The sequence below is a fragment of the Legionella erythra genome (genome assembly GCF_001467615.1).
Lineage (GTDB): Bacteria > Pseudomonadota > Gammaproteobacteria > Legionellales > Legionellaceae > Legionella_C > Legionella_C erythra.
Genome location: NZ_LNYA01000023.1, coordinates 148,925 through 174,060 on the forward strand (window position 1 = coordinate 148,925; position 25,136 = coordinate 174,060).

Below are 25,136 nucleotides of genomic sequence, written 5' to 3' on the forward strand. Positions count from 1 at the left end.
CTTAGTCAACGGTTACCCGATTGACCTCCTCAATAGTGGTGACGCCCTCTTTGACTTTTTGAAGGCCAGACTGATAAATGGTTAACATGCCCTCTGCTTGGGCCTGTTTAAGAATATCGAGCGAGTTACCCCCAGTCATAATAATCTGACCTATTGTTTTTGACATGGGCATGACCTCAAACAACCCCACACGGCCCCTGTAGCCATTATTGCATTGGTTACAACCGACAGCCTTGTAAGGTATGACGTGTTGAGCGTCTTCCTCATTAAAACCAAGTTCAATCAGACTTTGTGGCGTGAAATCATCACGCGGTGCTTTGCATTGTTCGCATAAACGCCGTGCCAGACGCTGGGCGATAAGCAGGCTGACCGAGCTTGCAATGTTAAACGAAGGAATACCCATATTAATTAATCGGGTTAAGGTTTCTGCTGCGCTGTTAGTGTGCAAGGTAGACAGCACCAGGTGACCGGTCTGTGCTGCTTTGACCGCGATTTCAGCTGTTTCGAGGTCGCGAATCTCCCCCACCATAATAATATCCGGATCCTGGCGCAGGAAGGACCGCAGCGTACTTGAGAACGTCAAGCCGGCTTTCGGGTTAATATTGACCTGATTAATGCCCGGGACTTTGATTTCCACCGGATCTTCCGCGGTGGAAATGTTGGTCTCAATGGTGTTTAGGATATTCAATGCTGTATACAGAGAAACAGTTTTACCGCTTCCTGTTGGACCGGTTACCAAAATCATGCCCTGTGGTTTTTCAATGGCTTTAAGAAAATGCCCTCGCTGCCAGCTTGTGAATCCCAGGGCTTCAATGCCCAGTTTGGTTGAACCCGGGTCGAGAATACGCATCACGACTTTTTCACCCCCGACGGTAGGGCAGGTACTGACCCGAAAATCAATGGCTCTGGTGCGTGAAAGCTTCATTTTAAAGCGGCCATCCTGGGGAATTCGGCGTTCAGAAATGTCGAGATTGGACATGACCTTAATCCGGGCGGTAATCCGGCTGGACAGGCTGACCGGCGGGGTGGCGACCTCAGTTAAAATACCATCCTGACGATAGCGGATGCGGTATTCTTTTTCATAAGGCTCAAAATGGATATCGGATACGCCCTTTTTAATGGCTTCCACCAGGATTTTATTGACGAATTTCACTACAGGAGCATCATCGTTGGCAGCGCTGGAATCGGCATCCTGCTCCTCGTCGTCGGCACTGATTTCCAAACCTTCCAAATCAGCCGCGCCGTCCTCCACATAGTCTGTCAGGCCCTGGCTGTCTTTTTCATTCAGCAGTTTGTCGATTAATTTATTAAGTTTGTTGGTTTCAACCACCACGGCATTGGAATGCAGGCCCGTGTGGAACTGAATTTCTTTGAGCGACGCCTGTTTACTTGGATCATCGGTCGCTAAAAACAAATGATTACCTCGGGTAAAAAGCGGTACGATGGCGTGACGTCTGATTAATTTCTCATTAACAAGGCTCGTTGGCATGGTTTCGGGGTCAATGGCATCGAGGTCTATTAACGGTACACCGAAATTCTGGGCAACAGTAAACGCGATTTTTTCGGCAGAGAGCAGATTATTGGAGACTAAGTATTGCAGCAGCGACTGCTTGTTCGCCTGAGCCTGATTCTGGTACTCAATAGCCTTATCCTTGTCCAGAAGGCTCTCATGGACCATCAGCTGAGCAATACCCTGTAAGCGTTGTTCTTCTGCAGCAGTTGCCATGGAAACTTACCTTTTAATTATATGATAACTATAGACAAAAATTACCACTACTGCATTTAAATCGGCTAAATTATAATTTTCTTGACTACTGATCATAATTTATTGATAAATCTCCATATTTGGACATTGCTTGCTGCCGCTGCGCGGTCTATGATAAAAAATATTCCTCTTTCCCTGTCTGAGGCTCATGTTGGCTTGCCAAGACCAAATCGATCGTTTCCTTGCACTTGAACAATGGTTTGCCAGTCCTTTGGGCAAGCATATTGCTCAGGCATTTGATGCGGAATTGGCTCATCTAAAACAGCTTCTCCATGGCGATATTATGCTACAACTCGGTAACAGTAGCGAGAATTTATGGCTTTCTTCCCTGCGCTTCCAGCACAAGTGGCTGGCTATGACCCATCTTGATCCAAATAGAAGCACACTGGTGACCAAACTCAATCAATTACCCCTGGATCGCGACAGTGTGGACTGCATCATTGCCCCATTAACCCTGGAGGCGTTTACCCACCTTGAGAATCCTGTCGATGAATGGGACAGGGTGTTAAAGCCTATGGGATATCTGGTTTTTTTGGGGATTAATCCCTTAAGCCTATGGGGAGGTTGGCTTCGCTATGCCAAAAATTCCTGCTTTAATGGTGTCAGAGGCTATCCAAAATCGGTTTTTTCCATCAAGCGGGCGCTTATCCATCGTGGCTACATGCAATGCCATTTTAATGCCTTTTATTACGCTCCTCCTGCTAAAACAGAAAAATGGCGCCGCCGCCTGCAGATATTGAATGTGATCGGTAAGATGATCTCGCCGATGCCCGCAGGATTTTATTGCCTTGTTGTACAGAAATACGTTGAAAACAATGCGGTCCCTGAGCCGGAGACAGACCTGTTAGCCGATTCGACCCCTATTTTCAGGGCGCAATGCCTTAACCCTCATCAATAGGCTATTTTGCTGTATCCCTTATTCAAGATTGGTTATACTGGGCGGTCAGTGGTTTTGTGAGTCCGTGTTATGTCAAAAAAACGAATTTATCGCATTACGTTTGCTAATCAAGATAGTGTTTACGAAATCTACGCCCGCAAAGTGAGCGAGAGCGAGATGTTTGGTTTTCTTGAGGTAGAAGAGTTTGTTTTTGGAGAAAATACGTCGCTGGTGGTTGATCCCTCCGAGGAGCGTTTAAAAATGGAATTCAGTACGATTAAGCGCACCTACATTCCCATGCACGCCATATTCCGCATCGACGAAGTCGAAAAACAGGGGGTGGCCAAAATGCGAGATAAAGGCCGTGATGATAACAAGGTCAGTGTGTTTCCCATGGCCGGTAAACGAAAAGAGTAGCCCATCGGCTCAGCGATTGCGCTGGAGAATATCAATAAAGCTGTTAGAATACCCTGAAATTATTATTTGGAATTTTTGATGTCTATTCCCGAAAAAATTAAAGACGTTTATGAGAAATCCACGCTCTTATTTACTACGAAAGAAGTTGAAGCGGCGCTTGATCGCATGGCCATCAAGATTCAGGACACGCTGCACGACAAAAACCCCATCATTCTCTGTGTGATGATAGGCGGTCTGGTTCCCATGGGTAATCTGTTACCACGGCTCGATTTTCCACTGGAAGTGGACTATGTGCATGCCACCCGTTACCGCGGCGATATTACCGGCGGCGATCTGGTTTGGAAAGTAAAGCCCAGCGTTGAATTGACTGGCAGAACGGTGCTGGTTGTTGATGATATTCTTGACGGCGGTGTGACGCTGGCTGCCATCATCGAAGAAATTAAAAAAATGGGTGCTAAAGAAGTCTACAGCGCGGTTTTGGTCGATAAGCATCACAAACGTGTACCCAACGGCCTTAAAGAAGCTGATTTTGTGGGGTTGCAAGTCGATGACCATTATATTTTTGGTTATGGCATGGATTACAACGAATACCTGCGTAACGCGCCCGGTATTTTTGTCGTCGCCCCTGAACACGAGTAAGCGCACGCACTTAACAAAGATACATTATCTGGGTCTGATTTTGACACCCTGTCTTTGATTACGTTGTGGTGAATGATTGCCTGCAGAGGCGGGCAACTATCCAGTGGCAAGGCTTAGCGTTCCCGCAGGGCGGTCTCTTTCGCTTTAAGGATGGGTTTAAGAAGGTAATCAAGAACCGATTTATGGCCTGTGAGTATATCTACGGTAGCCATCATGCCGGGAATAATGTAAAGAGGCTGTTTTTCTGTCCCCAGGTAGTTCTTATCGGTGCGCACGCGGATGATGTAATAAGTCTCTTCTTTGCCTTGTTTGTCGTCGGTGATGGTGTCTGCGCTGATTTGCTCGACTTTTCCGGACAGGCCGCCATAAATGGCATAGTCATAAGCGGTTAATTTCACTGTGGCCGATTGGCCATGCTTGATAAAACCGATATCGGATGGCTTGATTTTTGCCTCAATCAATAAGGTGTCATCCAGGGGCACAATTTCAATAATATCCATCCCCGGTTGAATAACCCCGCCCACGGTATTGATTTTAATGCGTTTAACGATACCTTTTAGCGGTGAGCGTACGGTTGTTCGTACCAGACGATCTGCATCGGCAGTATGGGCTTCCTTCAGGGCCGCCAGATCACCTTTGGCTTTATTAAGTTGCTCCAGGGCCTCCGATTTAAACTGTGAGATTTTACCCTTTATCTCATTGACCGTACGCTCCAGGCGTATAATCTCCACTTCAGAAACCGCTCCCCGACTGACTAAGGGTTTGGATAAATCCAATTCTTTAATGGCCAGTTTTAAGGCTAAATTGAGTTGTTTTAACTGCTCCTGGCGTGAATCAAAGAGTGCTTTTTCTGCCTCGGCGAGTTCAGGATTTTCCTTCAGCATGTCAGCCGGTACCTCCATGGGTTTTTCATTCATCTCAGCATTGATGCGAAGGATCTGCATTTGCAGGGACGCCATTTTTTTCTGTGCTTCCTTATACGTTGCCATGAAGCGTGTATTATCAATCTGCATCAACACCTGATTGGCATCGACCACCTCACCTTCCTTCACAAACAGTTTATTGACAATACCGCCCTCGAGGTTTTGAATGATTTGAACCTGGCTCGACGGGATCACTTTGCCTTGCCCGACGGTCACTTCATCCAAAACGGCAAAATCTGCCCAGAGCAGGGCACACAGGAGAAACAAGGCCGTGCTCCACAGGATAACATGGGCAAAGAAGCGAGGTCGTTCAACGTGAATCATTGGCCCCCCTTATCAATGGGCATACCCGCTTTTAAAGCGGCCAGGACGGATTCTTTCGGTCCATCAGCAATGATATGACCGTCATCCAATACAATAAGGCGATTAACCAGTTCAAGCATCGACAGTTTATGCGTCACTAACAGTAAGGTATGGGTATCGGAAAGATAGTTATCCAATTCCTTTTTCAAACGGCGTTCACTGCTGTCATCCATGGCTGACGTGGGTTCATCCATAATTAAAATATTGGGGTCACGTAACAGCGCTCTGGCAATGGCGACGGCTTGGCGTTGGCCGCCCGACAATTCACTGCCTTTTTCACCCACCTGCCGATCAAACCCATTGGGGTGTTTATTGGTAAATGCACCGACTCCGGCAATGTTGGCTGCCCGAATCAGAGCGGCGTCTTCAATAAACGGGGCTCCAATGATAATATTTTCCCTGACACTGCCGTAAAACAATGACACATCTTGAGGCACATAGCCAATTTGCTGGCGTAAGTCGTCGGGATTGATTTGACGATAATCGGTGCCATCCAGCAAAATAGTGCCTTCATCGGGTAAGTATAATTTTAAAATCAGGCGGGCTAACGTCGACTTTCCTGAGCCTACCCGGCCAATAATGGCTATGCGTTCACCCGGGTTGATTTTAAAATTTATGTGTTTAAGCACGGCATTGTTGCTGTCGTATGAAAAGCTTACCTGTTTGAATTCGATATGACCTTGTAAAACCGGACGATTCAAATAATGAGCCGTTTCATCCGCGTCAACGGGCAATTGCATAATCCGGTTTAAAGACTTAAGCGCATTAACGGATTGATAATAGCGGGTCAGCAGGGAAGCCAATTGCGGCATAGGCGCAAGGGCACGGCCGGTCAGGATGGTACAGGCAATCAGGGCGCCTGTCGTCAATTCGCCTTCACGGATGGCATATACCCCGGCAATGATAATAATGATGGTCGCAGCTTGCTGGGCAAAGAGGCTTAAGTTAACACTGGAGTTGGATACCATTCTGAGCTTGATGCCGTTTTTTGCCGCCAGATGAATGAGTTGCTCCCAACGGGATTGTAGAACGGATTCTGCGCCGGTTGTTTTAATGGCTTCTATATTCGACAGCGATTCGAACAGCGTTGCCTGTTTTTCGGCGGCAAATTGGTAGGATTGGCGCGTTAATCGAATCAAGGGCCACTGCAGAACAAGACCAATGGCAAGAATCAACGGAATAATGAGGAGCGGCACTAGAAACAGATAGCCGGCGATAAAATAAATCACCAGGATATATAAGAGAGAAAAGGGTAAATCAATCAACACGGTAATGGTACTTGAGGTGATAAAGTCGCGGAAAACCTCAAATGATTGCACGGTATTGGCCAGCGCCCCGACTGATTTGGGGCGGGCCAGCATATTTATGCCTAATATTTGTTCAAATATGGAGGCTGACAGTTCTTCATCCGTTCGTTTACTGGCTAGATCAAGAAAATATGCACGAAGGGTTTTAAAGATCAAATCAAAAACAAAGACGAGTGCGACTCCGCTGGCTAACACCCACATGGTTTCTATGGCATTGTTTGGCACAACACGGTCATACACATTCATGGTAAAAAGTGGGATGACTAAGGCAAATACATTAATCAGCAGCGAGGCCACCAACACTTCCGAATAAGTAGGAATCGATTTAATCAGAACCCGCCAGAACCAGTTTTTTGGCGGTTTGCCCAGCTTTTCCTCGGCGCGAGTTGTGTATTTGTAGTGGGGCTTCAATTGAATCGCCTGGCCGCTATAGGCGTGGGCAATGGTGTCTGGTTCGGCCAGCGCTTCTGGCGAAGCGGGGTTAATGATTTTTTTTCTGCCGGATTCATCACGAACGAGCAAGCATGCCTTTTCGTCAGCAAGTAATAAAATCACGGGTAAGGATTCGTCCCTGAAATCATCAAGACTACCGTGCAACAGCTTACAGTCTAACGACGCTCTCTCCGCCGCCCGTGGTAGCAGGTGAGCATCCAGTCGACCCTTCTGCAAAGGCAGTCTTGCCGTCAGCGATTGCGCAGAAAAAGGATTTTGATAATAACGGGTTATCAACACCAGACAGGCGAGCAGCGAATCCTGCGGCGGCAGCGCTTCAAAATCGATGGTTGACCAGGATTGTTGACGGAAATTAGGCATGTATGAGTACAAGGTATTTTTTTATCAGTATAGTGTTTATTTTATACAATAACAGGTAAACCTTACTGCTACGTGGTTTAATCGTGTGCATTAAGGCATCAGTCCATTAGGTATAGGATTTAAACTAAAAATCATCTAGGTGGAAATATCAAGAATGGCAAAAGAACCCAACAGGTTGTCCTGGAATCATTGCATTTTTTGACCCCGATTCATTGTGAGGCGAGCCCAGGCTGTTTGACATGGTACGACGGTTAAGCGGGTACGTCTAAATTTAAGACACTTTCTTCGCGGGCTCAAATGGTTTAAGTGCGGCCTCAATTTGTTTGTACAACTCCGGTAACCATCGGGGCTGAGCAAAATTGGAGGTGGCTGGTTTGTCTTTGCGCAAATCATTGGGCGCTATAATGACCTTGATATGATTTAGACCCACTCGTCTTGCCAACAGAAACAGTTGATCGATGGGGCGATCGCCAATAGCCAGGCAGCCCACAGACATCGATTTGCCATGTAGAAAAATGTTATTGCCTAACCGGCGCCGGCCATCCTTGATCGCTTGCAGCCGATCGAAATTGTTTGGGTAATCAATCATCATCGATAAGTGCATGCTGCTGAACGGATTAAAGGTAACCAAACGGTAAATGCCTTCAGGTATTTGACCATCACGTTCTTTCAGTTTTGGCCCCAAACGTCCGCTGAATGCGGTTAAGGGATAAGTATGGATATATTGCCAGGCTTGATTGTCATTTTTTGCCCAAAGCTCAATGCGTCGTTCTTTTTTAAAAGCCAGCAGTGCGACATCCCTGGGAGGATAGGCAACCTGCGCTTTGGCGAAAAAGCGCTTCAGTTCGGGCTCGGTGCGTAAACCGTAACGAATGATGGCATTATCGACCGCCTTATCCCAATTTAATTTGGGAGCCATCGCAAAGGTCATACTGCAAACCACATATAGAACAGTAAAGAATAGAATGCGCATAATAGTCATAGCATAAAAATTTTCATCATGTTATCAAAAAAACACAAAACGGAACAATTTCGCCACTTTGTGAAATTCAACGCCTCTTTGCTTGCTGCCGGTTTTCATCATTAACTGTTGCCTTTCAAGGTATCCTGTTTAAACTTAATTTGCAATTGGGGAGGCAATTGTTTGATAACAAATTGCGGCGCCGAATCCAGACTGCCTTCAGACGGGATGAACCCATAATAATTGGGGCACATGTAGCTGATTTTACCTTTCTCACTCACTTTGTAAAAAATATACCGGTAATCGCAATAGTCTGTCTTTTTAAACGTCGCCACCTGTAAAATTGGCGTGTTAGGCATGCGGTCGCTTAAAAAATGGGCATTAACCCAGATGTTGATGAGTAATAACATGGCCCCGGTTATAAAGCAGGCAAAAAACAGGCTGGTCGCGTAGCGCAACGCTTTTCTGGCGTTTTCTTTAATGGATAAGGTAACGAGGTAAATGGATGAAACAAGTAGCACAAGCAAGTTTATTGTATAAATAGCAGCTTGTTTATAATCAAAATAGCTACCAAGAATTTCTCCCCTTGCCGTTTGATAATGCAGCACGGTCGCAATCAAACTTAACCATAAGGCGGCCAGAAGCGAGTTGCGGTGTTGCGTGGTTAAGCCCAGAATCAACAGCAACAGGGTAAAAAAGGGAAAGATAAACTGCAAATAATGACTAAAGTAGGACATGGCGGCTAACCTTGTGCAATTAATTGGAGTATGGAACTAGTGTATCGTAATGGCCGGGTGTTGTCGTTAGTGTCCCGGAAATTAAATGATTGATTTTTATCATTCAATAAGTCGCCTGAAAACTTAAAAAATCATTCGTTCCGACAGGCGTCATCGGGTGTTGATAATGAGGCAAAACGGTGAAATTAAATAATTCGCTGGGAGCCAGCTCCTTGATGAGCAACAGTTTGGGTTCAACATCGATAAGCAGCTTTTTGGAGGGATTAACCGGTAATGCGACCTCTCGCTGCAAGTATTGTGATAAAGCCATGCGCACGTAATAAAGCGCAGGATGATGGGCAGTTTTCGTCTCGGTTGCTATTTGTTTTTTGGATAGCGCTTTGGAGTGGACACTGCCAATCCAGATAGGCTGGCGGTAATGTTTTAAGTGGTAATTGGAACGCCAAAGCCTGAGAACAAGGCTGGGACCGCCATCTTTGGGATCATAGGTCATAATCAGAACAGGCTTTCTGTTCTGGTATAACTGCGCCATCAACGGCATTTCTGCATAAGAGGAGTGACCGTTTAGACGTTTAAGCAAGGAGCGGTACAGGGATTCATTCTGTTTTCGCCAGCCAAAGGCGCTTAATGAGGATTCAATACGGCTTACTGTGCCGGCGTATTGCAGGTTAAAGTAACTGACTGGGTGTCCAAGCCGGTTGACGCGGTAAATAGGCAGGAGTGGTTTGGATTGATTCCACCAGAGATGATCAGTAAAAACATACTGCGCAAAATAGGGCTGATGACCACGTATTTCCTGATTGTAATTGAGTAAACCGCTAAGGGATGAAGCGATAAGCAGAAGAAAGGCCAAGCCTGAAGCAAGATAGGACGAATAGGCAACTGACGCGGGTTTGCGTCGATAAAACAGCCAATGCAGAACACTTAAGCTCAATCCGGCAAGATAGGCTCCAAGGATATCGGTAAACCAGTGGTCACCGAGGTATAAATTAGCAAAACCGGCAATCAGCAAGGCCAGATTAAAAATCAAATTAATCGTAGGTTTGAGACGGCTATTGCCGTACTGGCCGATATAATACAGCAGGGCAGAGAAAATGGCTGTGGCATAGGTCAACTGAATGGCTGGGTAGGAGTTGCCGGATTTGACTTCCAGCAAACCGCTGGGACGTTGAGTATCAATAAGCCAATGAGTCAACAGCAGCACGACGGTGGTACTGAACAAGAGGTTTGCAAAAAAAACGAGCGTGCGCCAGTCGCGATAATAGGCGGTAATCAGTAAAATGGCAGTGGTCAGTGTCACTAAAGTCAAATTACTGCACAATTGGGCTGATACAATAAAAAAACTGTCAAACGATGCTGTTCTGATGCTTTGTAAAAGCAGATGAACCGGTTGGTTTACGCCAGTAACCCAACCATGATGTAACGCCAGGATGGTTACAATCCAGAAGCTCAAAAAGCAGACTAAAAATAACAGGACCAGCCCGGCGGTCGCATAATGATTGGTTTCTTCTGCTGGTGTTATGAATTGAAAAAAGCGGGCTAAATGAGGATGACAGGCTGACCAGGACCAAAAATCATGAAGATGGGTCCTAAGGAAGCGGTTTAACCGGATGATTAACCATTTGACCAGGACGCTGGCAAGCCAGACAACCCCCAGCACAATGAGTACAAACACAAACAATTTGGTCGCACTTTCCGGAGCCAGTTCATTGCTGGCTGCACCGATTAGTATGCCAGGCAGGACATATAAAATAGACCAGGCAATGGCAGAGATGATATTGGCAATGTAAAAGCGCAGGTGGCTCATGTGCATCATCCCGGCGATAACGGGGATAATCGAGCGCAATGGACCGACAAAACGGCCAATCAAAACACTTTTCCCTCCATGGCGGGTAAAAAAGTCCTTGCCATAGGTCAGCCACTGCGGGTAGCGGCTAAAGGGCCAAATTGTTCCAAGCTTATCGCTGAAGGTGTAACCCAGCATGTAGCTGGCGCTGTCGCCTGCCACTGCCCCCAACATGGCCGCCAGTAAGGTTAAATCGATGCGCATCACGCCAGAACCGGCGAGAATGCCGATAGCTGTCATGGTCACTGAGCCGGGTATGACGCTGCCAATAATGGCCAATGATTCGGTAAAAGAAATCAGAAATGTAAAAATCAAAGCCCAATGCGGATGCGCATGGAGCCAGGCAGTAACCGGCTGTATGTACTCGGCAAATAAAGTCATAGTCCTTGCTTTTCAAATTGCCCAAGAAAAATATGCTCAAATTTCTCGGCGGTATCTGCGACAGTGGGATGAATAGCATAATCGCTTACCTGGGTCATTTCCAATTGGGAAAAACCACAGGGGTTAATGGCCTGAAACGGCACTAGATCCATGGCGACATTTAGAGCAATCCCATGATAAGTGCAACCATTTTTGACTCTTAAACCAATGGATGCAATTTTTTTATTGTCAACGTACACGCCCGGAGCGCCGCATCGGGTTTCAGCTGAAATACCATAGTCCTGCAACAGGGCGATGAGTATGGTTTCAAGGGTACAAACCAACGTACGGATACCCAGATTGCGGCGGCGGATATCCATCAGTACATAAGCAACCAATTGACCAGGCCCATGATAGGTCACCTGGCCACCGCGGTCGGATTGCACAATCGGAATCGCATTGCGGTTAAGGATATGTTCCGCTTTGCCCGCCTGCCCCTGCGTGTAAACAGGGGGGTGTTCAAGCAGCCATAGTTCGTCGGCTGTTCCCTCATGGCGTGCGAGCGTAAACTGTTTCATCTGTTCCCAGGTTTGCAGATAGGGCTGTTGTCCCAGGTAGCGGCTGATGATCATTAGAGCACCATTTTTATGGAAGGATGGCTGCTTAATTCCTCGTAAAGCGCATCCAGTGAGGCCTGATCAAGCACATAAACTGTTGCGGTTATTGACAAATACTTGCCTTCTTTGCTGTCCTTGCAAACAATGGCGTGCTCTTGGGTTTCTGGAAAATGCCGATTAACAATGGTCGTAATTTCTTCGCTGAATGTCAGGGAGTTCATGCCGATGATTTTAATCGGGAATTGACAGGGGAATTCCATAAAGGTTTTTTTGTCAGTCATAAGCTTTTCCAGTCAGTTGTTGATAGCGTTCATTGAGCTGACGCCAGCAGTGGCCGCCAAACCCGTCTCCTATCACTGTATCGTCAATTTGAGTAATAGGATAAAGTTCTTTTGTCGTGCTGGTTATCCAGACTTCGCGGGCATTCAAAACAGTCTGCACAGGCAAATACTCCTCGCAGAAGGGTAAATCGGTTTTGCTGAGTAAGTCCAGGCATAGGTCACGGGTGATGCCAGGCAGGCAATACTGATTGAGTGGCGGCGTTTTGACCTGCCCATCGCGATCGACGATAAACAGATTACTGGCGCTTCCTTCGGTGACATAACCATCCCGAATCAGCAAGGCGGTCTGATAACCGTTGGAGATGGCATCGTCATTGACCAGAATATTACCCAGCAGCGACGTGGTTTTTATATCGCAGCGCTGCCAGCGGATATCCTCAACCAGCTTGGCCTTTAAGCCTTTTTGCTGTTCTTTGAAAACAGGGTAGGCATTGTGGATGGTGAAGGCAACCACGGTAGGCGCAAGTCCAGTCGGGATATCGTGTTTGCGCACCCCCTGGTTACCGCGTGTGATGTGCAGATAAAGTTGCAGGTCGCCGCCGCCATTTTGATGGATAAGTTTCTCAAAAATAGCTATCCAGTCGCATGTCGGGCTACTGATTCGTGCCTTGGCCAGGCTTGACTCAAGACGCAGCAGGTGTTTTTCTACCGCAAAAAGGCGACCCGCGTAAACGGGAATGACTTCATAAACGGCATCGCCAAATAAAAAGCCGCGGTCAAACACCGACAGGCTGGCCTCATGCGCGGGGGAATATTGACCATCAATATAAACAACGCCTGACATGGTGTAACCTTAACCGAACCAGTGTTTGAAAGCCAGACGAACAGCATCTTTGCTGCGCTTGAAGAAGCCGCCGGATTCAATGGAATTCAACGCATACAGGGGATGGGTATCGATTACCTTGTCGTCAAATTTGATAATCATTTCCCCGATTTTGTCGCCTTTTTTTACCGGCGCAATCAGCGTGGAAGGAACCTTGGTGGTAATGCTCAGGCGCTGATACTGACCATTGGGAATGGTGACAAATTTGTTTTGCAGGACCCCGACTGCGACCGTGTTGTCTTCCCCTTTATAAATGGGCATCTCGGTGATGCTTTTTCCGGCTTTATACAATTCGTGCGTTTCAAAGAAACGAAAACCGTAATTTAAGAGGCGTTCACTGTCGTCAGCCCGCACAGAATCATTGGGTGCGCCAAGCACCACGGACAACAGACGCATACTGTCGCGTTTGGCCGAAGCCACCAGGCAGAAACCGGCATCATTGGTATGACCGGTTTTCAGGCCGTCAACCTGGCTGTCTCGCCATAGCAGGCGGTTGCGGTTGGGTTGGCGAATACCATTGTAGGTATACCACTTTTGTTTATACCAGTGATAATACTGAGGGAAATCATTGATAAGGGCCCGGCCTAAAATCGCTAAATCCTTGGCGGTTGTATAAAGACGCTCATCCGGCAGGCCGGTACTGTCGGTAAAGTGACTGTCTTTCATGCCCAGATTTTGTGCCTGCTGATTCATAATTTCCGCAAAACCAGGCTCGCTTCCACCCAGATGTTCCGCCATGGCAACGCAGGCATCGTTACCGGAGTCTACAATAATTCCTTTTAATAAATCCTCAATAGCTACCGGCTGACCTTCTTTCACAAACATACGTGAACCCGCGGTTTTCCAGGCATCGCGGCTAATCCTCACATTATCAGTCAGGTGAATCTGGCCATTGTTTAAGGCATTGGAAATAACATACAGGGTCATCATTTTAGTCAGGCTGGCCGGCGGCAATTTCTGCTCGCTGTTTTTCTCGGCAATAATTTTACCGCTGTCGACATCGATAAGAATAAAGGCTTTGGCATTCACCAGCGGTGGGGAGGGGGTAATTAAGGGCTTGCTGTTCATCGGCATTGGCTTGGGTACTGCAGTGGGCAGCACGGAGTCAGCATAAGTCACCGGGGCCAGCAATGAGAGCAGCAGCATCATGCCGAAATAAAAACGGGTTTGTTTCATGTTTATTATTCTCATATTACAAAAATCGCTAATCTTAACATGCCTGTTTAAGCAACCAAAGACCTGTGGAGTATTTTAATCGCGGTCGGCATTGTATATATTAGTGCGAATAATAAGAAAAATTAGGTAAGGTCATGCGGTTTTTATGTTTATTTCTGATTCTGGTATTATGCAGTTGCGCCCAACCCCCACAGGGCAATCAACCAGGCAGTCATCCATCAGCCAGGTTAAATCCTTCCAGGAAACCCTTTACGCCAACGCAACAGGATGGCGCTCCCAAAGGACCGCTCCCCAAGGCGTTTCAGAAAGCCAAACCGGCCAATGAACCTCTAAGCCGTTACGGCAACCCGGATTCCTACGCTGTCAATGGCAGGAAATACGAAGTGATGCGATCAGCCAGTGGTTATAAAACCCGCGGCATGGCGTCCTGGTATGGGACAAAATTTCACAGCCGCAGGACATCAAGCGGCGATGATTATGATATGTATGCCATGACTGCCGCGCATAAAACCTTACCCTTGCCTTCTTATGTGCGTGTCAAAAATTTAAGCAATGGCCGGGAAGCCATTGTCAAAGTGAATGATCGAGGGCCTTTTCATGGCGATCGGGTGATTGATTTATCCTATGCGGCTGCTACCAAGTTAGGATTGCTGCCTAAAGGAACCGCTCCGGTTGAAATTGAGGCACTGACAGTCAAAGCACCCGGTGGTCAGCACGTGGCTTACTATTATGTGCAGGCAGGCGCCTTCAATTCACAGGCGTTGGCCAATGCCTTGCGTGACAAGCTGGCCAACCTGACGCCCTCACCGGTGTTTATAGAGAATTATCAACATCGCTACATCGTCAGGGTTGGGCCGTTCGCTAACAAAGCGATGACAGAAAGTTTGAAAATGCGCCTGGCTGCCAATGGTGTCAAAGGGTCATTCTCCCTGTTGCAATAGCTATGCTCAGGGGGGTGATTAGCGCTGAACCGCATCAATGATCACCCGGGTGCCTCGCAGGCCGTCGCCAGGGACATCCACAAATTCCTCATTGAGCCAACGCGCATCCTCGGTAAACATCCTGACGCAGCCGTGGCTGGCGCGGTAACCTGGCACTGTTTCACTGCCATGCAGCGCGTAACCACGGAAGAAATGCATGCAAAAGGGCATTTCCGCCCCGCCATTATTGCCGTCGGCCCGCCGCGGGAAGGCTGTTGAAATGCAATCAATATCCTGTTTGCGAATAATGCGAAACGAACCGGTTGGTGTCGAGCACCCGCCGATGACACCCGAGCAATGATCGGTTCCTGAGGAAATAGGTCCCCACCACAATAATTCCCCGTCTTCATCATAAGCTGCCCAAGCCAGTTTGTTCTGGCTGACGTAGATGGTTTTTTCCCCGTCGGATTCGATGTAGCGGGGGAAAGGGGAGACATCATAAATCGTGACACGATCCAGATTTTTAGGAATGGCAATAATCATCCCCGGACGCAGGTTGACATTCATCCGATTGATGCGGCGGACGATGTCTTTTGCTTCCGGATTAGGAAAAAGCTTGCTCCAGCTTTCCCCTGCCTTCACTTTAATGCAAAAATAATCCGGATTTGTGCAAAGGGTTTCACCAAATCGTGCTTCTGACCAGATTGGTGAAGTCCATACCAGCAGCATTATTGTTATTAATACAGGTAATCTCTTCATACTGATCACCTCGATTAGTCTGTGCTTTTATGTCCTTTAACGGCAAACAGGTTAAAAACTTTACATAATCAATGGCTATAATTCAGGATTGTCTTTTTTTATCTGTTGCCAGGCTTCATGGATTTCAGCCAGCAACAGATTGCTTTGAGTCAGCAACTCGACGTTGTTATCGATATTGGCTTTTAACAGAATTTGTTGCACATAGTCATATAATTTGTCGAGATTGTTCGCCAGTTCGCCGCCTTTTTCATGATTGAGGCTGGTTTTAAGGCCTTCAATGATGCTGATGGCTTTGCCGATGTGTTCGCCTTTCTCGCTGATTTGATTGCGCTGGATATTGCCTTGTGCGGTGGCGATGTGCGAGCGGGCACCCTGCAGGAGTAAATCAATCAGTTGATGAGGTGAGGCTGATTCAATACGAGTCTGCAACTCAATGGATTTGTATTGATTAACTGCTTCAGTATATGGATTTTTCATCAGGTGTCCCTACGAATTTATTTTAGGTAAATTAGCCAGCTGTTGCGTTAGAAATGCGCTGGTATCCTGTAAGGAGGATAGCAGCACATCCAGGCGTGTAAATTGCACTGTATAACGTGTCCTAAGACTGGTTATGCGAGTGTCTAAACGAAGACGCTGATCGTCCAGACTCTTCAAATTGTCGTTTAACTGTTTGCTTCGGTTGGCTAAATCGCCCTTGTCGCCCAAATAATCGGTTACCAGATTATTGAGTTGAGCGGCAATGCCGTCGCTGACAACGACACTGCCCCGATCGCCGGTACTGCCGCCGATGACTTGAATGGAGAGATTTTTTAAGGCACCGCTTCCCTTCAATGTCAGGCCATCACTGGACGTAGCGGATAGACCGCCAATGGTCCCCGCCAAGGTAACCCCGGCAGTGAAGCTGCTGATGTTAATAGCGTAGCTGCCGGCTTTGACATCAGCACCAACGGATTTAATACGGATATTGCTGTCTGAGGCCAGGGCGGTTTTGGCAAAAAGATTGCCAATGGCGTCATAATGATCATTCACCGCCGCATCAAAATCGCTGGTGTTTAAAGTCAATAAACCTTTCGCATCGGTCTTAATGCCGATGTCAGCTAACGAATTGATTGCGCTATCGCCGGTATCAATGGCTTGGCTTAAAATTTTGCTGATGCCCAATTTGAGGTTTCGCGTACTGGAGTCGCCTTGCAGCAGGCCACCTTGCTTAGTTTCCTTGTTGTACCCTGTCAAATTGTTAAGCGTTGTCATCGCGTCGTTAAACTGCTTGATAAATTCATTCACAAAACCCGTGAGTTGAGCTTTATTGTTTTCAATGGTCAATGAGTAGGTGGTTCCTAAATCCGCTTTTCTTAAGTCAATGGTGACACCGGCTAAGGCGTCTTTGTATTGATTGGTGCTTTGGGTGAGAGTCAAACCATTGATTTTAATCTCACTGTCGCGTGCAGCCGCGGTTTCCTGAAGATTAGTAATCCCGGCTGTGGGATCATAAGCCAGCACGGACAGGCCGGCCCCATTGGTATTATTGCTGTCTGCGTCATTGACTGAAATTTTCATCGCCAGATTTTTGCCCGTATCCGGACTGCTTAAAGTCAGGCGTGCGCCCTGGGAGTCCTGGACAATGGCCGCTTTGACGCCGGAATCATTGTTATTAATAGTATCGCGGATAGCCTGCAGCGTATTTTGCCCCGGAGCGATGTTAATCGTCACTGATTGCTTATCGGGATTGGCTGTAAACGTGGATAAATCATTACTGTACGTGCCAAAATCGATGGTTATGCTGCCGTTACCAACAATGGTATTGGCCGATGCGACAGGGGAAGACGCCAGGCTTTGACGGCTGGCCAGGTAGCGCACCTCGACATCATAGACTCCTGGTATAGCATCTGTGTTTGCGCTGGCGGAAAATATGTTGGGATCGCTGACTGTGCTCTTCATGCCGTAAAATTGCTGCAAATCGCTGAGTTTTGTCATCGCGACTTGCAATTTTGACAGGCTGCCCTTAATCTGGCCAACGGCAGACAATTTAGTTGTGTAGCTGGCTTCAAGCTTGTCCAGACGAGACTTTGCCGGCGTGATGTCGGCGGCAACCAGTGCATCGACAATGGCTTTAATGTCAAGACTTGAAGCGCCAGTTGAAGAGATAGTAGCCACAATCAATTCCTTATCAACAGGTCTCTTCATGAGACGTTATTGTAAAAAATAATTGCAAGAAGGATACCAACTTGCAATTATCCTAACGCTATATCCGGTTATCAAGAGAGCCGCTTATCATTTTATCCAAAAGCAAAAGCAGTTTTAAGTATTCATCGGGCGGCATTTTTCGTATAACTTCCTCGGATAATTTATCTGTGACAATCGTTTGTAAAAGACCTGTGGCTTCATCCAGAGCCTGCCTGATCTGTACGTTATTGTCATCATTGGGTTTATTAGCGATAGGGGGTGTATTCAAGCTGTCTTCAGAGACTTTTTGTGGGGCAATATTGTTGTTCGATTCCAGCTTTAAAGGCATCAAATCATTGGGTCCATCGATAATCATTTATAACTCCTTACCCTCATTATCAGAGGGTAAAACGCACTTCATGCAGGTTGCCCTGCATGAAGTGTCCTCGCTTATCGACCAAGGAGTGACAGCACGGATTGCGGTATGCTGTTAGCCTGAGCAAGCATGGCGTTACCAGCTTGTTGCAGAATCTGAGCCTTGGTTAGGTTGGCCGTTTCAGCAGCGAAGTCAGCATCTTGAATCCGGCTACGTGCAGCAGAGAGGTTTTCTGCTACGTTTTGCAGGTTCGAAATGGTTGACTCGAAGCGGTTTTGCAGAGCACCCATTGCGGCGCGGTTAGACGTAACAGAGCTCAATGCGGAGTCAAGACGCTTGATGGCTTCTTGAGCACCAGCGGCTGTGCTGACATCGATTGAGTCCACACCCAGGGAGTCTTTAGCGATGGCTGCAGACAGACCTAAGTTAGCTACGGTACCGCCGATAGCGATGGAGTCTACGGCACTGATTGACAAGCTTCCGCGTAAGACACCATCAAAGTCGCCGCCGGTGACGCTGATACCGTCAGTACCTGCGGTGAAGCCGGTACCACTCTCAGTAACCGTGATGTTGCGTCCATCAGCTGCCGTTAGGGTCAGGTCACCGCCGTTTAAGCTGGCAATAACCCCGGTTTGGTCACTGACGCCGTTGATGGCATCGCGAAGAGCGGAGTTACTTAACGCAGTTGCTACGTCTTCGTTGGTGAACACTGCCACACCATTGAGTGTCAGGTTATAGGTATCACCCGCCGTACCGCCGATAGCACCAACCGTTTGCGTACCCGTGGTTGTTGCGGTCACACTCAATCCCGTGACACCGGCATCATTGATGGCGGCGGCTTTGGCATAAGCTGACGTGGCATCCTGACCGTTTTCCGAGCCTGTGAAACCAGCACTGGAGTTGATGGTTGTTGCAGCCCCACCACCGATGGAGATGGTGATGTCAGTTGCAGCCGCACCGGCAACTTCAGACCCATCCTCAGCCGCGATACCGCCGATTGACGATGCTTTTACGCTGCCGATAGCGAAGTTGATGGTTTGGTTAGCATTGGCACCGACCTGAAAACTGGCGCTTGAGAAAGAACCATCCAGGATACGCTGACCGTTAAACTCGGTATTGTTGGCAATACGGTCTAATTCGGATTGCAGCTGATTAACCTCTTCCTGAATGGCCTGACGGTCACCGGAGTTGTTGGTTGAGTTAGCTGATTGCAAAGCGAGCTCACGCATACGTTGAAGGATGTTGTTGGTTTCACCCATGGCTCCTTCAGCCGTTTGCGACAGGGAAATACCATCGTTCGCGTTACGAACAGCTTGGTTCATCCCTCTTATTTGAGCAGTCATGCGTTCAGAAATTGCCAGACCTGCAGCATCATCTTTCGCGCTGTTGATTCGCAAGCTTGAAGACAACCGTTGAATAGCGGTTGACATCATTTTTTGCGAACTGTTTAAGTTACGTTGTGCGTTAAGCGACATGACGTTGGTATTAACCACTTGAGCCATAATAAATCTCCTCACCTGAATCCCTGGATATGGGATCTGCTTTGTTCTCGGTGAATCCTGTTATTATTGTTATTCACCGTACCCACACTTGTTATCGGAATAAAAAAAGGGAACTTTAGTGCTTAAATGGTTTTTCTTGAAAAAGGGGGATTTTTGTTCTATTGCCTCAAGCACTTGCGCGGAAAGAATTCTTCATTTTCTTGAAGAAAAGCAAGCTCTCAGGCAATTTTCAGGTTATACTATGTGCCGTTTAAGATCATGACGGATTCTTATTTATGAGTTGGCTTAAAAAATTACTCCCTTCAAAAATCAGAACCGAAACATCCCAGAAAAAAGGGGTGCCAGAAGGGCTATGGGTTAAATGCCAGGGCTGTAATTCGGTCCTGTATCGCTCCGAACTTGAAAAAAACCTGTCTGTTTGTGCCAGTTGCAATCATCATCACCGCTTAACCGCCCGTGAACGGCTAGCCCAGTTCCTGGATGAAGGAAGCCAGGAAGAAATTGCCGCCCATTTGGAACCTATCGATCGCCTTAAATTCAAAGACTCTAAAAAATACAAAGACAGAATAACTCAGGCGCAAAAAGCAACCGGTGAAAAAGAAGCCCTGATTGTCGCTAAAGGTAATCTCCTGCAGCAGCCCGTCGTAGTCAGCGCCTTTGAATTTAATTTTATGGGTGGCTCCATGGGTGCCACTGTTGGAGAAAAATTTGTCAGAGCCGTCAATATCGCCACGGCAGAAAAACGCCCTTACATCTGCTTTACGGCCAGTGGCGGCGCCCGAATGCAGGAAGGGCTCTTTTCATTGATGCAGATGGCAAAAACATCCGCCGCATTAGCTCGCTTTTCAGAAACCCGGTTACCCTTTATTGTGGTATTGACAGATCCTACCATGGGCGGGGTTTCAGCAAGCTTTGCGAGTTTAGGCGATCTCATTCTGGCAGAACCCAATGCCTTAATTGGTTTCGCAGGCCCCCGGGTTATTGAACAAACCGTACGCCAAACCCTGCCTGAGGGCTTTCAACGCAGTGAGTTCCTGCTGGAGCATGGCCACATCGATATGATAGTTGAACGCAAGTTTCTGCGTCCGACTGTTGCGGAACTGATAGCCAAGTTATCTCATCGTGACGTACGCCACTGATTATCGCAGCTGGTCACTCGCACAATGGCTGGCTATTCTTGAAACCCGGCATAAAAATGAAATCCAGCTGGGATTGGACCGCATTAGACATGTTGCTGGTCGATTCGATCTGCTTATGCCCCAGCCCAAAATCATTACCGTGGCTGGAACAAATGGCAAGGGGTCGACTGTTGCTGCGTTGGAGGCGCTTTATCAGGCCGGCGGGTACTCTACCGGGGCATATACCTCCCCGCATGTGCTGCAATTTAATGAACGAATAAGAATTAATGGGCAACCGGTGGCTGATGAGGCATTGGCTCAAGCTTTTTCGGTGATTGAAGAAGGGCGCGGCGATACCCTTCTGACTTATTTTGAAATGGCGACACTTGCAGCGCTCTACCTGTTTCGTCAGTATCCTCTGGACCTTATCATCCTGGAGGTGGGGATAGGCGGGCGGCTCGACGCAACCAATATAATAGATACTGATTTAGCCATTATTACGACCATTGACTATGATCATCAGGATTACCTGGGGGACACCCTGGAAAAGATAGGCGCCGAAAAAGCCGGGATATTACGCGAAGGCAAGCCCTTTATCTATGCGGATACCTCGCCGCCGTCGAGTATCCTGCATGCGGCCCAGGCGCTCAGCTGCCCCTGCTCGGTCAATGGACAGCAGTATCGTTACCAGCTTGAGCAACAGCAATTAGTCTTTACAGACAGCCGCGGAACACTGAGCTGCCAACAGCCGTATCTGCACGGGAATGCGCTCGCTGCTGCCATGATGGCTTCCCGCTATTTAAATGACAGTTTACCGGTGACGCCAGCTGGGATTGCTCAGGGATTAAGCGGCTTGACGCTACAGGGTCGTCAACAGGCCATTGAAACCCGGGATCATACGGTCTTATTCGATGTGTCTCATAATCCACAGGCCGCAGCTTATCTTGCAGACCATTTAAGGCAACATTATTCAGGCCGACGCCTGCATGCGGTCTTTTCGGCCCTTGGCGATAAAGATCTGGGCGGAATCATTGCTCCATTAAAGAATGTGGTTGATTGTTGGTATCCCGCCTTGCTGGCAGGCAAGCGGGCTGCGACTTCTGAACAACTAAGCCAGGCATTTGCAAACAATGGCATTGACGGCTTTTTGTGTCATAATAGCCCATTGGCTGCTTACGAGGCGGCTTGTCAAACGGCTTCTGCCGGTGATTTGATTTTAGTTTATGGTTCATTTTTTACGGTGTGTGCTGTATTACCGACGGTAAAAAGTGAAAACTTGAGCGAAGGGGTTTAATATGAAATTTATTATGGATGAGCGCGTCAAGCATCGTCTGGTCGGTATTGCCGTCATTTTGTCAGTTGTGGCTATTTTTATGCCGGCCATCATGAAAAAGTCCAGCCAGCGATTTGATGATAATGTAAGCATGTCAGTTAAATTGCCACCAAAACCGGCATTACCTAAAGTGTCCATGCCAGATGAAAAAGAAATGTTTAAAACGGTGAAGGTCGCCCATGTCGACATTCCCCCGATTGATGAAGAAGCAAAGCCCGAATCGACGCTGGCCAAGGCGGAGCCGTTAAGCCAAATGAACAAAGGCCCTGCAATTATTGCTGAGGAAGAATCGACGAAAAATGCCCCGGCCATTGCCATTGCTAATGCAAAGCCCGAGATAGCCAAAGCAGTTAAAGCGCAGACTCAGCCGGCGCGTATCGCCCAGGCTAAAAAGCGTGTTATGGCTAAACCGGTATCCAAACCAGCAGCGCTTCAGATTGCCGTGAAAAAAGCAGAGCCCGTCGCTAAAAGAACGCTTACAACAGCAAATGCGGCAACGCGTTACGGGTATGCCGTCCAACTGGCGACTTTTTCCCAGCAACGTAACGCCATGGCGTTAATCGCCCGTCTAAAAAGTAAAGGGTATCAGGCTCGCTTTAATAAAGTGGTCGACAACAAAGGCACTGTTTATAAGGTGATTGTTGGCAACCTGAAAGAACGGCAGCAAGCTCAGAAATTACAGCAACAATTGGCCAGCGCCATCCAGTTAAATGGCTTCATTGTGACGACAAAGGTTAGCTAGGCATGCAATGGTATTGGGTTGATTTAGTCATACTTTCAATTATCGGGCTTTCGGTTATTACGGGCTTGTTTCGTGGGTTTATCAAAGAATTAATCGCTTTGGTTGTCTGGATTTTAGCTCTTTGGCTTGCTTATACCTACACCGATGTGGTTGGGCCCTGGTTTCAGCCTTACATGCAAGATCCCACGGCACGTAAAGGGGCTGGCTTTGTCCTGATCTTATTAGCAACCTTGCTGATTGGGGCGATTGTCAATGCCATTTTAAGTTTTGTTCTCAAACGCACTGGATTGAGTGGTACCGATCGATTGTTGGGCATGGCCTTTGGCTTTGTTCGTGGCGTCTTTATCGTGTCGCTGATTATGCTTGTTATTCAAATGACGTCCATGCCCCATGAAGAGTACTCAAAAAACTCCCGTCTCTATGCCAAATTTAATCCAATTGTGCAATGGCTTTATACCATGCTGCCTGATTTCATCAAGAAAGTTCAACTGATGGACACTCAGAAACTGGTTGCTAACGCATCCCAGGAACTGGAATTTACCAATCTTGATGAAGCCTGAACGAAACCCTAACGGCTAGTGAGACGGTACAAACCCTGCATATCGATGTAAGCCATGACGGAGGCAGGCAGGATGTCGCTGCTGATTTTATCACCCTGGCGCAACTGCATACGAATTTGAGTTGAGGAGATGGCGTATTGTCCTGCATCAAATGGTTGAATAACCCCCGCCTTTTTAGTCAAAAGCAAGCCACTCTCTTTGCTCTCATGATGCCGCAACAAGGATTGCAGCGCGTTTGACAATTGACTCGGGGCAGAGGGGCGCCTGATGATGAGGAGATTGCAGAGATCCAGCAGTTTTTCCCACTGATGCCAGGCTGGGAGTTGATGAAAGGTGTCTTGACCCAGAAGCAGGGTGATAGGCAACTCACGGCCCAGTTTTTGCCGCAATTGTTCCAGGGTGGTAACCATGTAAGAAGGCGATTCACGCTCGATTTCAGTGCAATCGATTTGAAAATTCAAATTAGAGGGTAATTCTGCAAGGGCAAGCCTTAACATGGCAATGCGGTGCTCTCCGGAGGCATGCGCATCATCCTTTAACAAGGGAATCCTGCAGGGGAGAAAATAAAAGCAGTCAAAATGAAAATGTGTCTGCACAGCCAAGGCTGTTTTGATATGCCCCTGGTGGACAGGATCGAAGGTACCGCCATAAATGATGAGATTTTTCAAGATAAAATAACCTGTTTACCCAAGCAGAAACTTAAAATCAGCAACTCGAAATGGCGATAAAGCTGCGGGGTCTGGCTTGTTTTGATGAGCGTATCCAGTTTGCCGCAAAAAGCCAGCAAGCTGGATAATCCCTCCTCGCTATGCCTTTTTAATGCGCCTTGGTAAAGCCTGCCGCGTTGCGGCCATATTTTCAACTGACTCAGGGTCGTGGAAAAATTAAGTTGCCGTTGATGGCTGAGCTGAAGTTGCAGCAAAAGCCGTATTTCTTGAGCCAGAACCCATAGGATCAAGGTTAATTCCACTCGGTTTTCGACAGCATGCCGCAGTATGAGCAATGCCTGAGCGGTGTCGCCTTGCAGGCAGGCATCGCTCAATTCAAACAGTTGGTACTGGGCCTGGTCAAACAGGTATTGCTTCAACAAATCAACCGTTAACTCCTGTTCAAGCACGTGCGTGAGTTTGATTTTTTCCAACAATTGAGCGCAGGCGGCTAGATTCCCACGGGTATACTGATCAATTAACGGTAGAACAGCGGCCTGGTAGCGAATGGCATGACGGGCAAACTGTTCTTTTACCCAGCGCTGCACGGTTGCTTTATCCGGGGTTCTAGTTTGCACCAGCGTCACCTGGGGATGATTGATCAGAAATTGCATTGATTTTTGCGTTAGCTCAGGGGCACGTAAAAGGAGTAAACAGTCCGGGTTAATCCGAGTTAAGTAGGATTCAAAAAATGCCTTGCCTTCACTGTCTAAGGATTTCTTTGCGTAGCGCCCATCAATCAGGGTGGCATCAGCAAACAGGGAGTAGTTATTGACCTCATCCATGAGTCTCAACCAATCACTCGATGCCTCGATATCCATAATCTTGATATCACTGCGTTGATGATGCAGCGATTGCCAGGTTTGTTTTAAGGTTGTGGCCGCTTGGTCGATAAGAAACATGTCCTGCCCCATCAACACAAAAACGGCAGGCAACGGGGTATTGACTTGAAAGTGGATATCCTGATGCTTTATTAACATGTTATTTATCT

General features: G+C 47.5%; 25 protein-coding genes. 8 read left to right on the forward strand and 17 right to left on the reverse strand.

What is annotated here, in order from left to right; translation table 11 throughout:
• Position 1: 1 nt before the first annotated feature.
• Positions 2 to 1,726: a type IV-A pilus assembly ATPase PilB gene (pilB, locus tag Lery_RS05575; RefSeq protein WP_058526270.1), complete on the reverse strand. Its 1,725-nt coding sequence runs from the start codon at positions 1,724 to 1,726 to the stop codon at positions 2 to 4.
• Positions 1,727 to 1,913: 187 nt separating this feature from the next.
• On the opposite strand from pilB, the gene Lery_RS05580 reads away from it, so the two are divergent.
• From Lery_RS05580 to Lery_RS05590, 3 genes are all read left to right on the forward strand, one after another.
• Positions 1,914 to 2,663, forward strand: coding sequence for a class I SAM-dependent methyltransferase (locus Lery_RS05580; RefSeq protein ID WP_058526271.1), 750 nt, complete (start codon positions 1,914 to 1,916; stop codon positions 2,661 to 2,663).
• Positions 2,664 to 2,732: 69 nt separating this feature from the next.
• On the forward strand, positions 2,733 to 3,059 hold the full coding sequence (locus Lery_RS05585) for a DUF1820 family protein (protein WP_058526272.1): 327 nt from the start codon (positions 2,733 to 2,735) through the stop codon (positions 3,057 to 3,059).
• Between the two features lie 78 nt (positions 3,060 to 3,137).
• Positions 3,138 to 3,698: a hypoxanthine-guanine phosphoribosyltransferase gene (locus Lery_RS05590; protein ID WP_058526273.1), complete on the forward strand. Its 561-nt coding sequence runs from the start codon at positions 3,138 to 3,140 to the stop codon at positions 3,696 to 3,698.
• Between the two features lie 113 nt (positions 3,699 to 3,811).
• Here Lery_RS05590 and Lery_RS05595 read toward each other — a convergent pair whose 3' ends face one another.
• From Lery_RS05595 to Lery_RS05635, 9 genes are all read right to left on the reverse strand, one after another.
• Positions 3,812 to 4,945 carry an HlyD family type I secretion periplasmic adaptor subunit gene (locus tag Lery_RS05595; protein ID WP_058526274.1) on the reverse strand — a complete coding sequence of 378 codons (1,134 nt, stop codon included), beginning with the start codon at positions 4,943 to 4,945 and terminating at the stop codon, positions 3,812 to 3,814.
• Complete coding sequence (locus Lery_RS05600; RefSeq protein WP_058526275.1) at positions 4,942 to 7,104, reverse strand: type I secretion system permease/ATPase; 2,163 nt, start codon at positions 7,102 to 7,104, stop codon at positions 4,942 to 4,944. Before Lery_RS05600 ends, Lery_RS05595 begins: the two co-directional genes overlap by 4 nt.
• Positions 7,105 to 7,375: 271 nt before the next feature.
• Positions 7,376 to 8,035: a L,D-transpeptidase family protein gene (locus Lery_RS05605; protein WP_420324143.1), complete on the reverse strand. Its 660-nt coding sequence runs from the start codon at positions 8,033 to 8,035 to the stop codon at positions 7,376 to 7,378.
• Positions 8,036 to 8,187: 152 nt separating this feature from the next.
• Positions 8,188 to 8,802 (reverse strand): type I secretion system protein LssZ, encoded by a 615-nt coding sequence (locus tag Lery_RS05610; RefSeq protein ID WP_065230252.1) that lies wholly within the window; start codon positions 8,800 to 8,802, stop codon positions 8,188 to 8,190.
• A 103-nt stretch (positions 8,803 to 8,905) separates the two neighbouring features.
• Complete coding sequence (locus Lery_RS05615) at positions 8,906 to 11,029, reverse strand: bifunctional DedA family/phosphatase PAP2 family protein (RefSeq protein WP_058526276.1); 2,124 nt, start codon at positions 11,027 to 11,029, stop codon at positions 8,906 to 8,908.
• On the reverse strand, positions 11,026 to 11,637 hold the full coding sequence (lipB, locus tag Lery_RS05620) for a lipoyl(octanoyl) transferase LipB (RefSeq protein ID WP_193392306.1): 612 nt from the start codon (positions 11,635 to 11,637) through the stop codon (positions 11,026 to 11,028). The genes Lery_RS05615 and lipB overlap by 4 nt, the downstream gene beginning before the upstream one ends.
• Positions 11,638 to 11,639: 2 nt before the next feature.
• On the reverse strand, positions 11,640 to 11,906 hold the full coding sequence (locus tag Lery_RS05625; RefSeq protein ID WP_058526278.1) for an HP0495 family protein: 267 nt from the start codon (positions 11,904 to 11,906) through the stop codon (positions 11,640 to 11,642).
• Positions 11,899 to 12,750: a D-amino acid aminotransferase gene (locus Lery_RS05630; protein ID WP_058526279.1), complete on the reverse strand. Its 852-nt coding sequence runs from the start codon at positions 12,748 to 12,750 to the stop codon at positions 11,899 to 11,901. Before Lery_RS05630 ends, Lery_RS05625 begins: the two co-directional genes overlap by 8 nt.
• A gap of 9 nt (positions 12,751 to 12,759) precedes the next feature.
• Positions 12,760 to 13,938, reverse strand: a complete 1,179-nt coding sequence (locus Lery_RS05635; protein ID WP_237759165.1) for a D-alanyl-D-alanine carboxypeptidase family protein — start codon at positions 13,936 to 13,938, stop codon at positions 12,760 to 12,762.
• 161 nt (positions 13,939 to 14,099) lie between these two features.
• On the opposite strand from Lery_RS05635, the gene Lery_RS05640 reads away from it, so the two are divergent.
• Positions 14,100 to 14,906 carry a septal ring lytic transglycosylase RlpA family protein gene (locus Lery_RS05640; RefSeq protein WP_058526281.1) on the forward strand — a complete coding sequence of 269 codons (807 nt, stop codon included), beginning with the start codon at positions 14,100 to 14,102 and terminating at the stop codon, positions 14,904 to 14,906.
• A gap of 18 nt (positions 14,907 to 14,924) precedes the next feature.
• Here the strand turns inward: Lery_RS05640 and Lery_RS05645 are convergent, their stop codons facing one another.
• The 5 genes from Lery_RS05645 to Lery_RS05665 form a co-directional block, all read right to left on the reverse strand.
• Complete coding sequence (locus Lery_RS05645) at positions 14,925 to 15,614, reverse strand: L,D-transpeptidase (RefSeq protein ID WP_420324145.1); 690 nt, start codon at positions 15,612 to 15,614, stop codon at positions 14,925 to 14,927.
• A gap of 105 nt (positions 15,615 to 15,719) precedes the next feature.
• Positions 15,720 to 16,121 (reverse strand): flagellar export chaperone FliS, encoded by a 402-nt coding sequence (gene fliS / locus Lery_RS05650; protein WP_058526283.1) that lies wholly within the window; start codon positions 16,119 to 16,121, stop codon positions 15,720 to 15,722.
• Positions 16,122 to 16,130: 9 nt separating this feature from the next.
• Positions 16,131 to 17,828, reverse strand: a complete 1,698-nt coding sequence (gene fliD / locus Lery_RS05655; RefSeq protein ID WP_058526284.1) for a flagellar filament capping protein FliD — start codon at positions 17,826 to 17,828, stop codon at positions 16,131 to 16,133.
• A 58-nt stretch (positions 17,829 to 17,886) separates the two neighbouring features.
• A complete protein-coding gene (locus Lery_RS05660; protein ID WP_237759154.1) occupies positions 17,887 to 18,183 on the reverse strand; it encodes a flagellar protein FlaG in 297 nt (98 codons plus the stop codon).
• A gap of 74 nt (positions 18,184 to 18,257) precedes the next feature.
• Entirely contained in the window at positions 18,258 to 19,685 is a 1,428-nt protein-coding gene (locus tag Lery_RS05665; RefSeq protein ID WP_058526285.1) for a flagellin N-terminal helical domain-containing protein, read from the reverse strand.
• Positions 19,686 to 19,960: 275 nt separating this feature from the next.
• Between Lery_RS05665 and accD the strand changes: the two genes are divergently transcribed.
• Genes accD through Lery_RS05685 form a run of 4 tightly spaced genes read left to right on the forward strand, consistent with a single transcriptional unit; the run spans position 19,961 to position 23,438 of the window.
• Positions 19,961 to 20,824, forward strand: coding sequence for an acetyl-CoA carboxylase, carboxyltransferase subunit beta (gene accD, locus Lery_RS05670; RefSeq protein ID WP_058526286.1), 864 nt, complete (start codon positions 19,961 to 19,963; stop codon positions 20,822 to 20,824).
• Positions 20,808 to 22,097 carry a bifunctional tetrahydrofolate synthase/dihydrofolate synthase gene (folC, locus tag Lery_RS05675; protein WP_058526287.1) on the forward strand — a complete coding sequence of 430 codons (1,290 nt, stop codon included), beginning with the start codon at positions 20,808 to 20,810 and terminating at the stop codon, positions 22,095 to 22,097. Before accD ends, folC begins: the two co-directional genes overlap by 17 nt.
• 1 nt (position 22,098) lies before the next feature.
• Positions 22,099 to 22,878 (forward strand): SPOR domain-containing protein, encoded by a 780-nt coding sequence (locus tag Lery_RS05680; RefSeq protein WP_058526288.1) that lies wholly within the window; start codon positions 22,099 to 22,101, stop codon positions 22,876 to 22,878.
• A gap of 2 nt (positions 22,879 to 22,880) precedes the next feature.
• Complete coding sequence (locus tag Lery_RS05685; RefSeq protein WP_058526289.1) at positions 22,881 to 23,438, forward strand: CvpA family protein; 558 nt, start codon at positions 22,881 to 22,883, stop codon at positions 23,436 to 23,438.
• An 8-nt stretch (positions 23,439 to 23,446) separates the two neighbouring features.
• Here the strand turns inward: Lery_RS05685 and nadD are convergent, their stop codons facing one another.
• Both nadD and holA read right to left on the reverse strand, forming a co-directional pair.
• Positions 23,447 to 24,106, reverse strand: a complete 660-nt coding sequence (gene nadD / locus Lery_RS05690) for a nicotinate-nucleotide adenylyltransferase (protein ID WP_058526290.1) — start codon at positions 24,104 to 24,106, stop codon at positions 23,447 to 23,449.
• Positions 24,103 to 25,125 carry a DNA polymerase III subunit delta gene (gene holA, locus Lery_RS05695; protein WP_058526291.1) on the reverse strand — a complete coding sequence of 341 codons (1,023 nt, stop codon included), beginning with the start codon at positions 25,123 to 25,125 and terminating at the stop codon, positions 24,103 to 24,105. Before holA ends, nadD begins: the two co-directional genes overlap by 4 nt.
• Positions 25,126 to 25,136: the final 11 nt, after the last annotated feature.

Excerpts from the sequence above, each read along its gene's own strand:
- Lery_RS05580 (WP_058526271.1), top strand. The coding sequence starts at position 1,914 with ATGTTGGCTTGCCAAGACCAAATCGATCGTTTCCTTGCACTTGAACAA.
- Lery_RS05665 (WP_058526285.1), bottom strand. The coding sequence starts at position 19,685 with ATGGCTCAAGTGGTTAATACCAACGTCATGTCGCTTAACGCACAACGT.
- Lery_RS05610 (WP_065230252.1), bottom strand. The coding sequence starts at position 8,802 with ATGTCCTACTTTAGTCATTATTTGCAGTTTATCTTTCCCTTTTTTACC.
- fliD (WP_058526284.1), bottom strand. The coding sequence starts at position 17,828 with ATGAAGAGACCTGTTGATAAGGAATTGATTGTGGCTACTATCTCTTCA.
- Lery_RS05615 (WP_058526276.1), bottom strand. The coding sequence starts at position 11,029 with ATGACTTTATTTGCCGAGTACATACAGCCGGTTACTGCCTGGCTCCAT.
- Lery_RS05660 (WP_237759154.1), bottom strand. The coding sequence starts at position 18,183 with ATGATTATCGATGGACCCAATGATTTGATGCCTTTAAAGCTGGAATCG.
- fliS (WP_058526283.1), bottom strand. The coding sequence starts at position 16,121 with ATGAAAAATCCATATACTGAAGCAGTTAATCAATACAAATCCATTGAG.
- Lery_RS05640 (WP_058526281.1), top strand. The coding sequence starts at position 14,100 with ATGCGGTTTTTATGTTTATTTCTGATTCTGGTATTATGCAGTTGCGCC.
- Lery_RS05595 (WP_058526274.1), bottom strand. The coding sequence starts at position 4,945 with ATGATTCACGTTGAACGACCTCGCTTCTTTGCCCATGTTATCCTGTGG.
- Lery_RS05590 (WP_058526273.1), top strand. The coding sequence starts at position 3,138 with ATGTCTATTCCCGAAAAAATTAAAGACGTTTATGAGAAATCCACGCTC.
- Lery_RS05635 (WP_237759165.1), bottom strand. The coding sequence starts at position 13,938 with ATGATGCTGCTGCTCTCATTGCTGGCCCCGGTGACTTATGCTGACTCC.
- holA (WP_058526291.1), bottom strand. The coding sequence starts at position 25,125 with ATGTTAATAAAGCATCAGGATATCCACTTTCAAGTCAATACCCCGTTG.
- Lery_RS05680 (WP_058526288.1), top strand. The coding sequence starts at position 22,099 with ATGAAATTTATTATGGATGAGCGCGTCAAGCATCGTCTGGTCGGTATT.
- Lery_RS05645 (WP_420324145.1), bottom strand. The coding sequence starts at position 15,614 with ATGCTGCTGGTATGGACTTCACCAATCTGGTCAGAAGCACGATTTGGT.
- pilB (WP_058526270.1), bottom strand. The coding sequence starts at position 1,726 with ATGGCAACTGCTGCAGAAGAACAACGCTTACAGGGTATTGCTCAGCTG.
- Lery_RS05605 (WP_420324143.1), bottom strand. The coding sequence starts at position 8,035 with ATGACCTTTGCGATGGCTCCCAAATTAAATTGGGATAAGGCGGTCGAT.
- Lery_RS05585 (WP_058526272.1), top strand. The coding sequence starts at position 2,733 with ATGTCAAAAAAACGAATTTATCGCATTACGTTTGCTAATCAAGATAGT.
- Lery_RS05600 (WP_058526275.1), bottom strand. The coding sequence starts at position 7,104 with ATGCCTAATTTCCGTCAACAATCCTGGTCAACCATCGATTTTGAAGCG.
- accD (WP_058526286.1), top strand. The coding sequence starts at position 19,961 with ATGAGTTGGCTTAAAAAATTACTCCCTTCAAAAATCAGAACCGAAACA.
- Lery_RS05685 (WP_058526289.1), top strand. The coding sequence starts at position 22,881 with ATGCAATGGTATTGGGTTGATTTAGTCATACTTTCAATTATCGGGCTT.
- Lery_RS05630 (WP_058526279.1), bottom strand. The coding sequence starts at position 12,750 with ATGTCAGGCGTTGTTTATATTGATGGTCAATATTCCCCCGCGCATGAG.
- Lery_RS05625 (WP_058526278.1), bottom strand. The coding sequence starts at position 11,906 with ATGACTGACAAAAAAACCTTTATGGAATTCCCCTGTCAATTCCCGATT.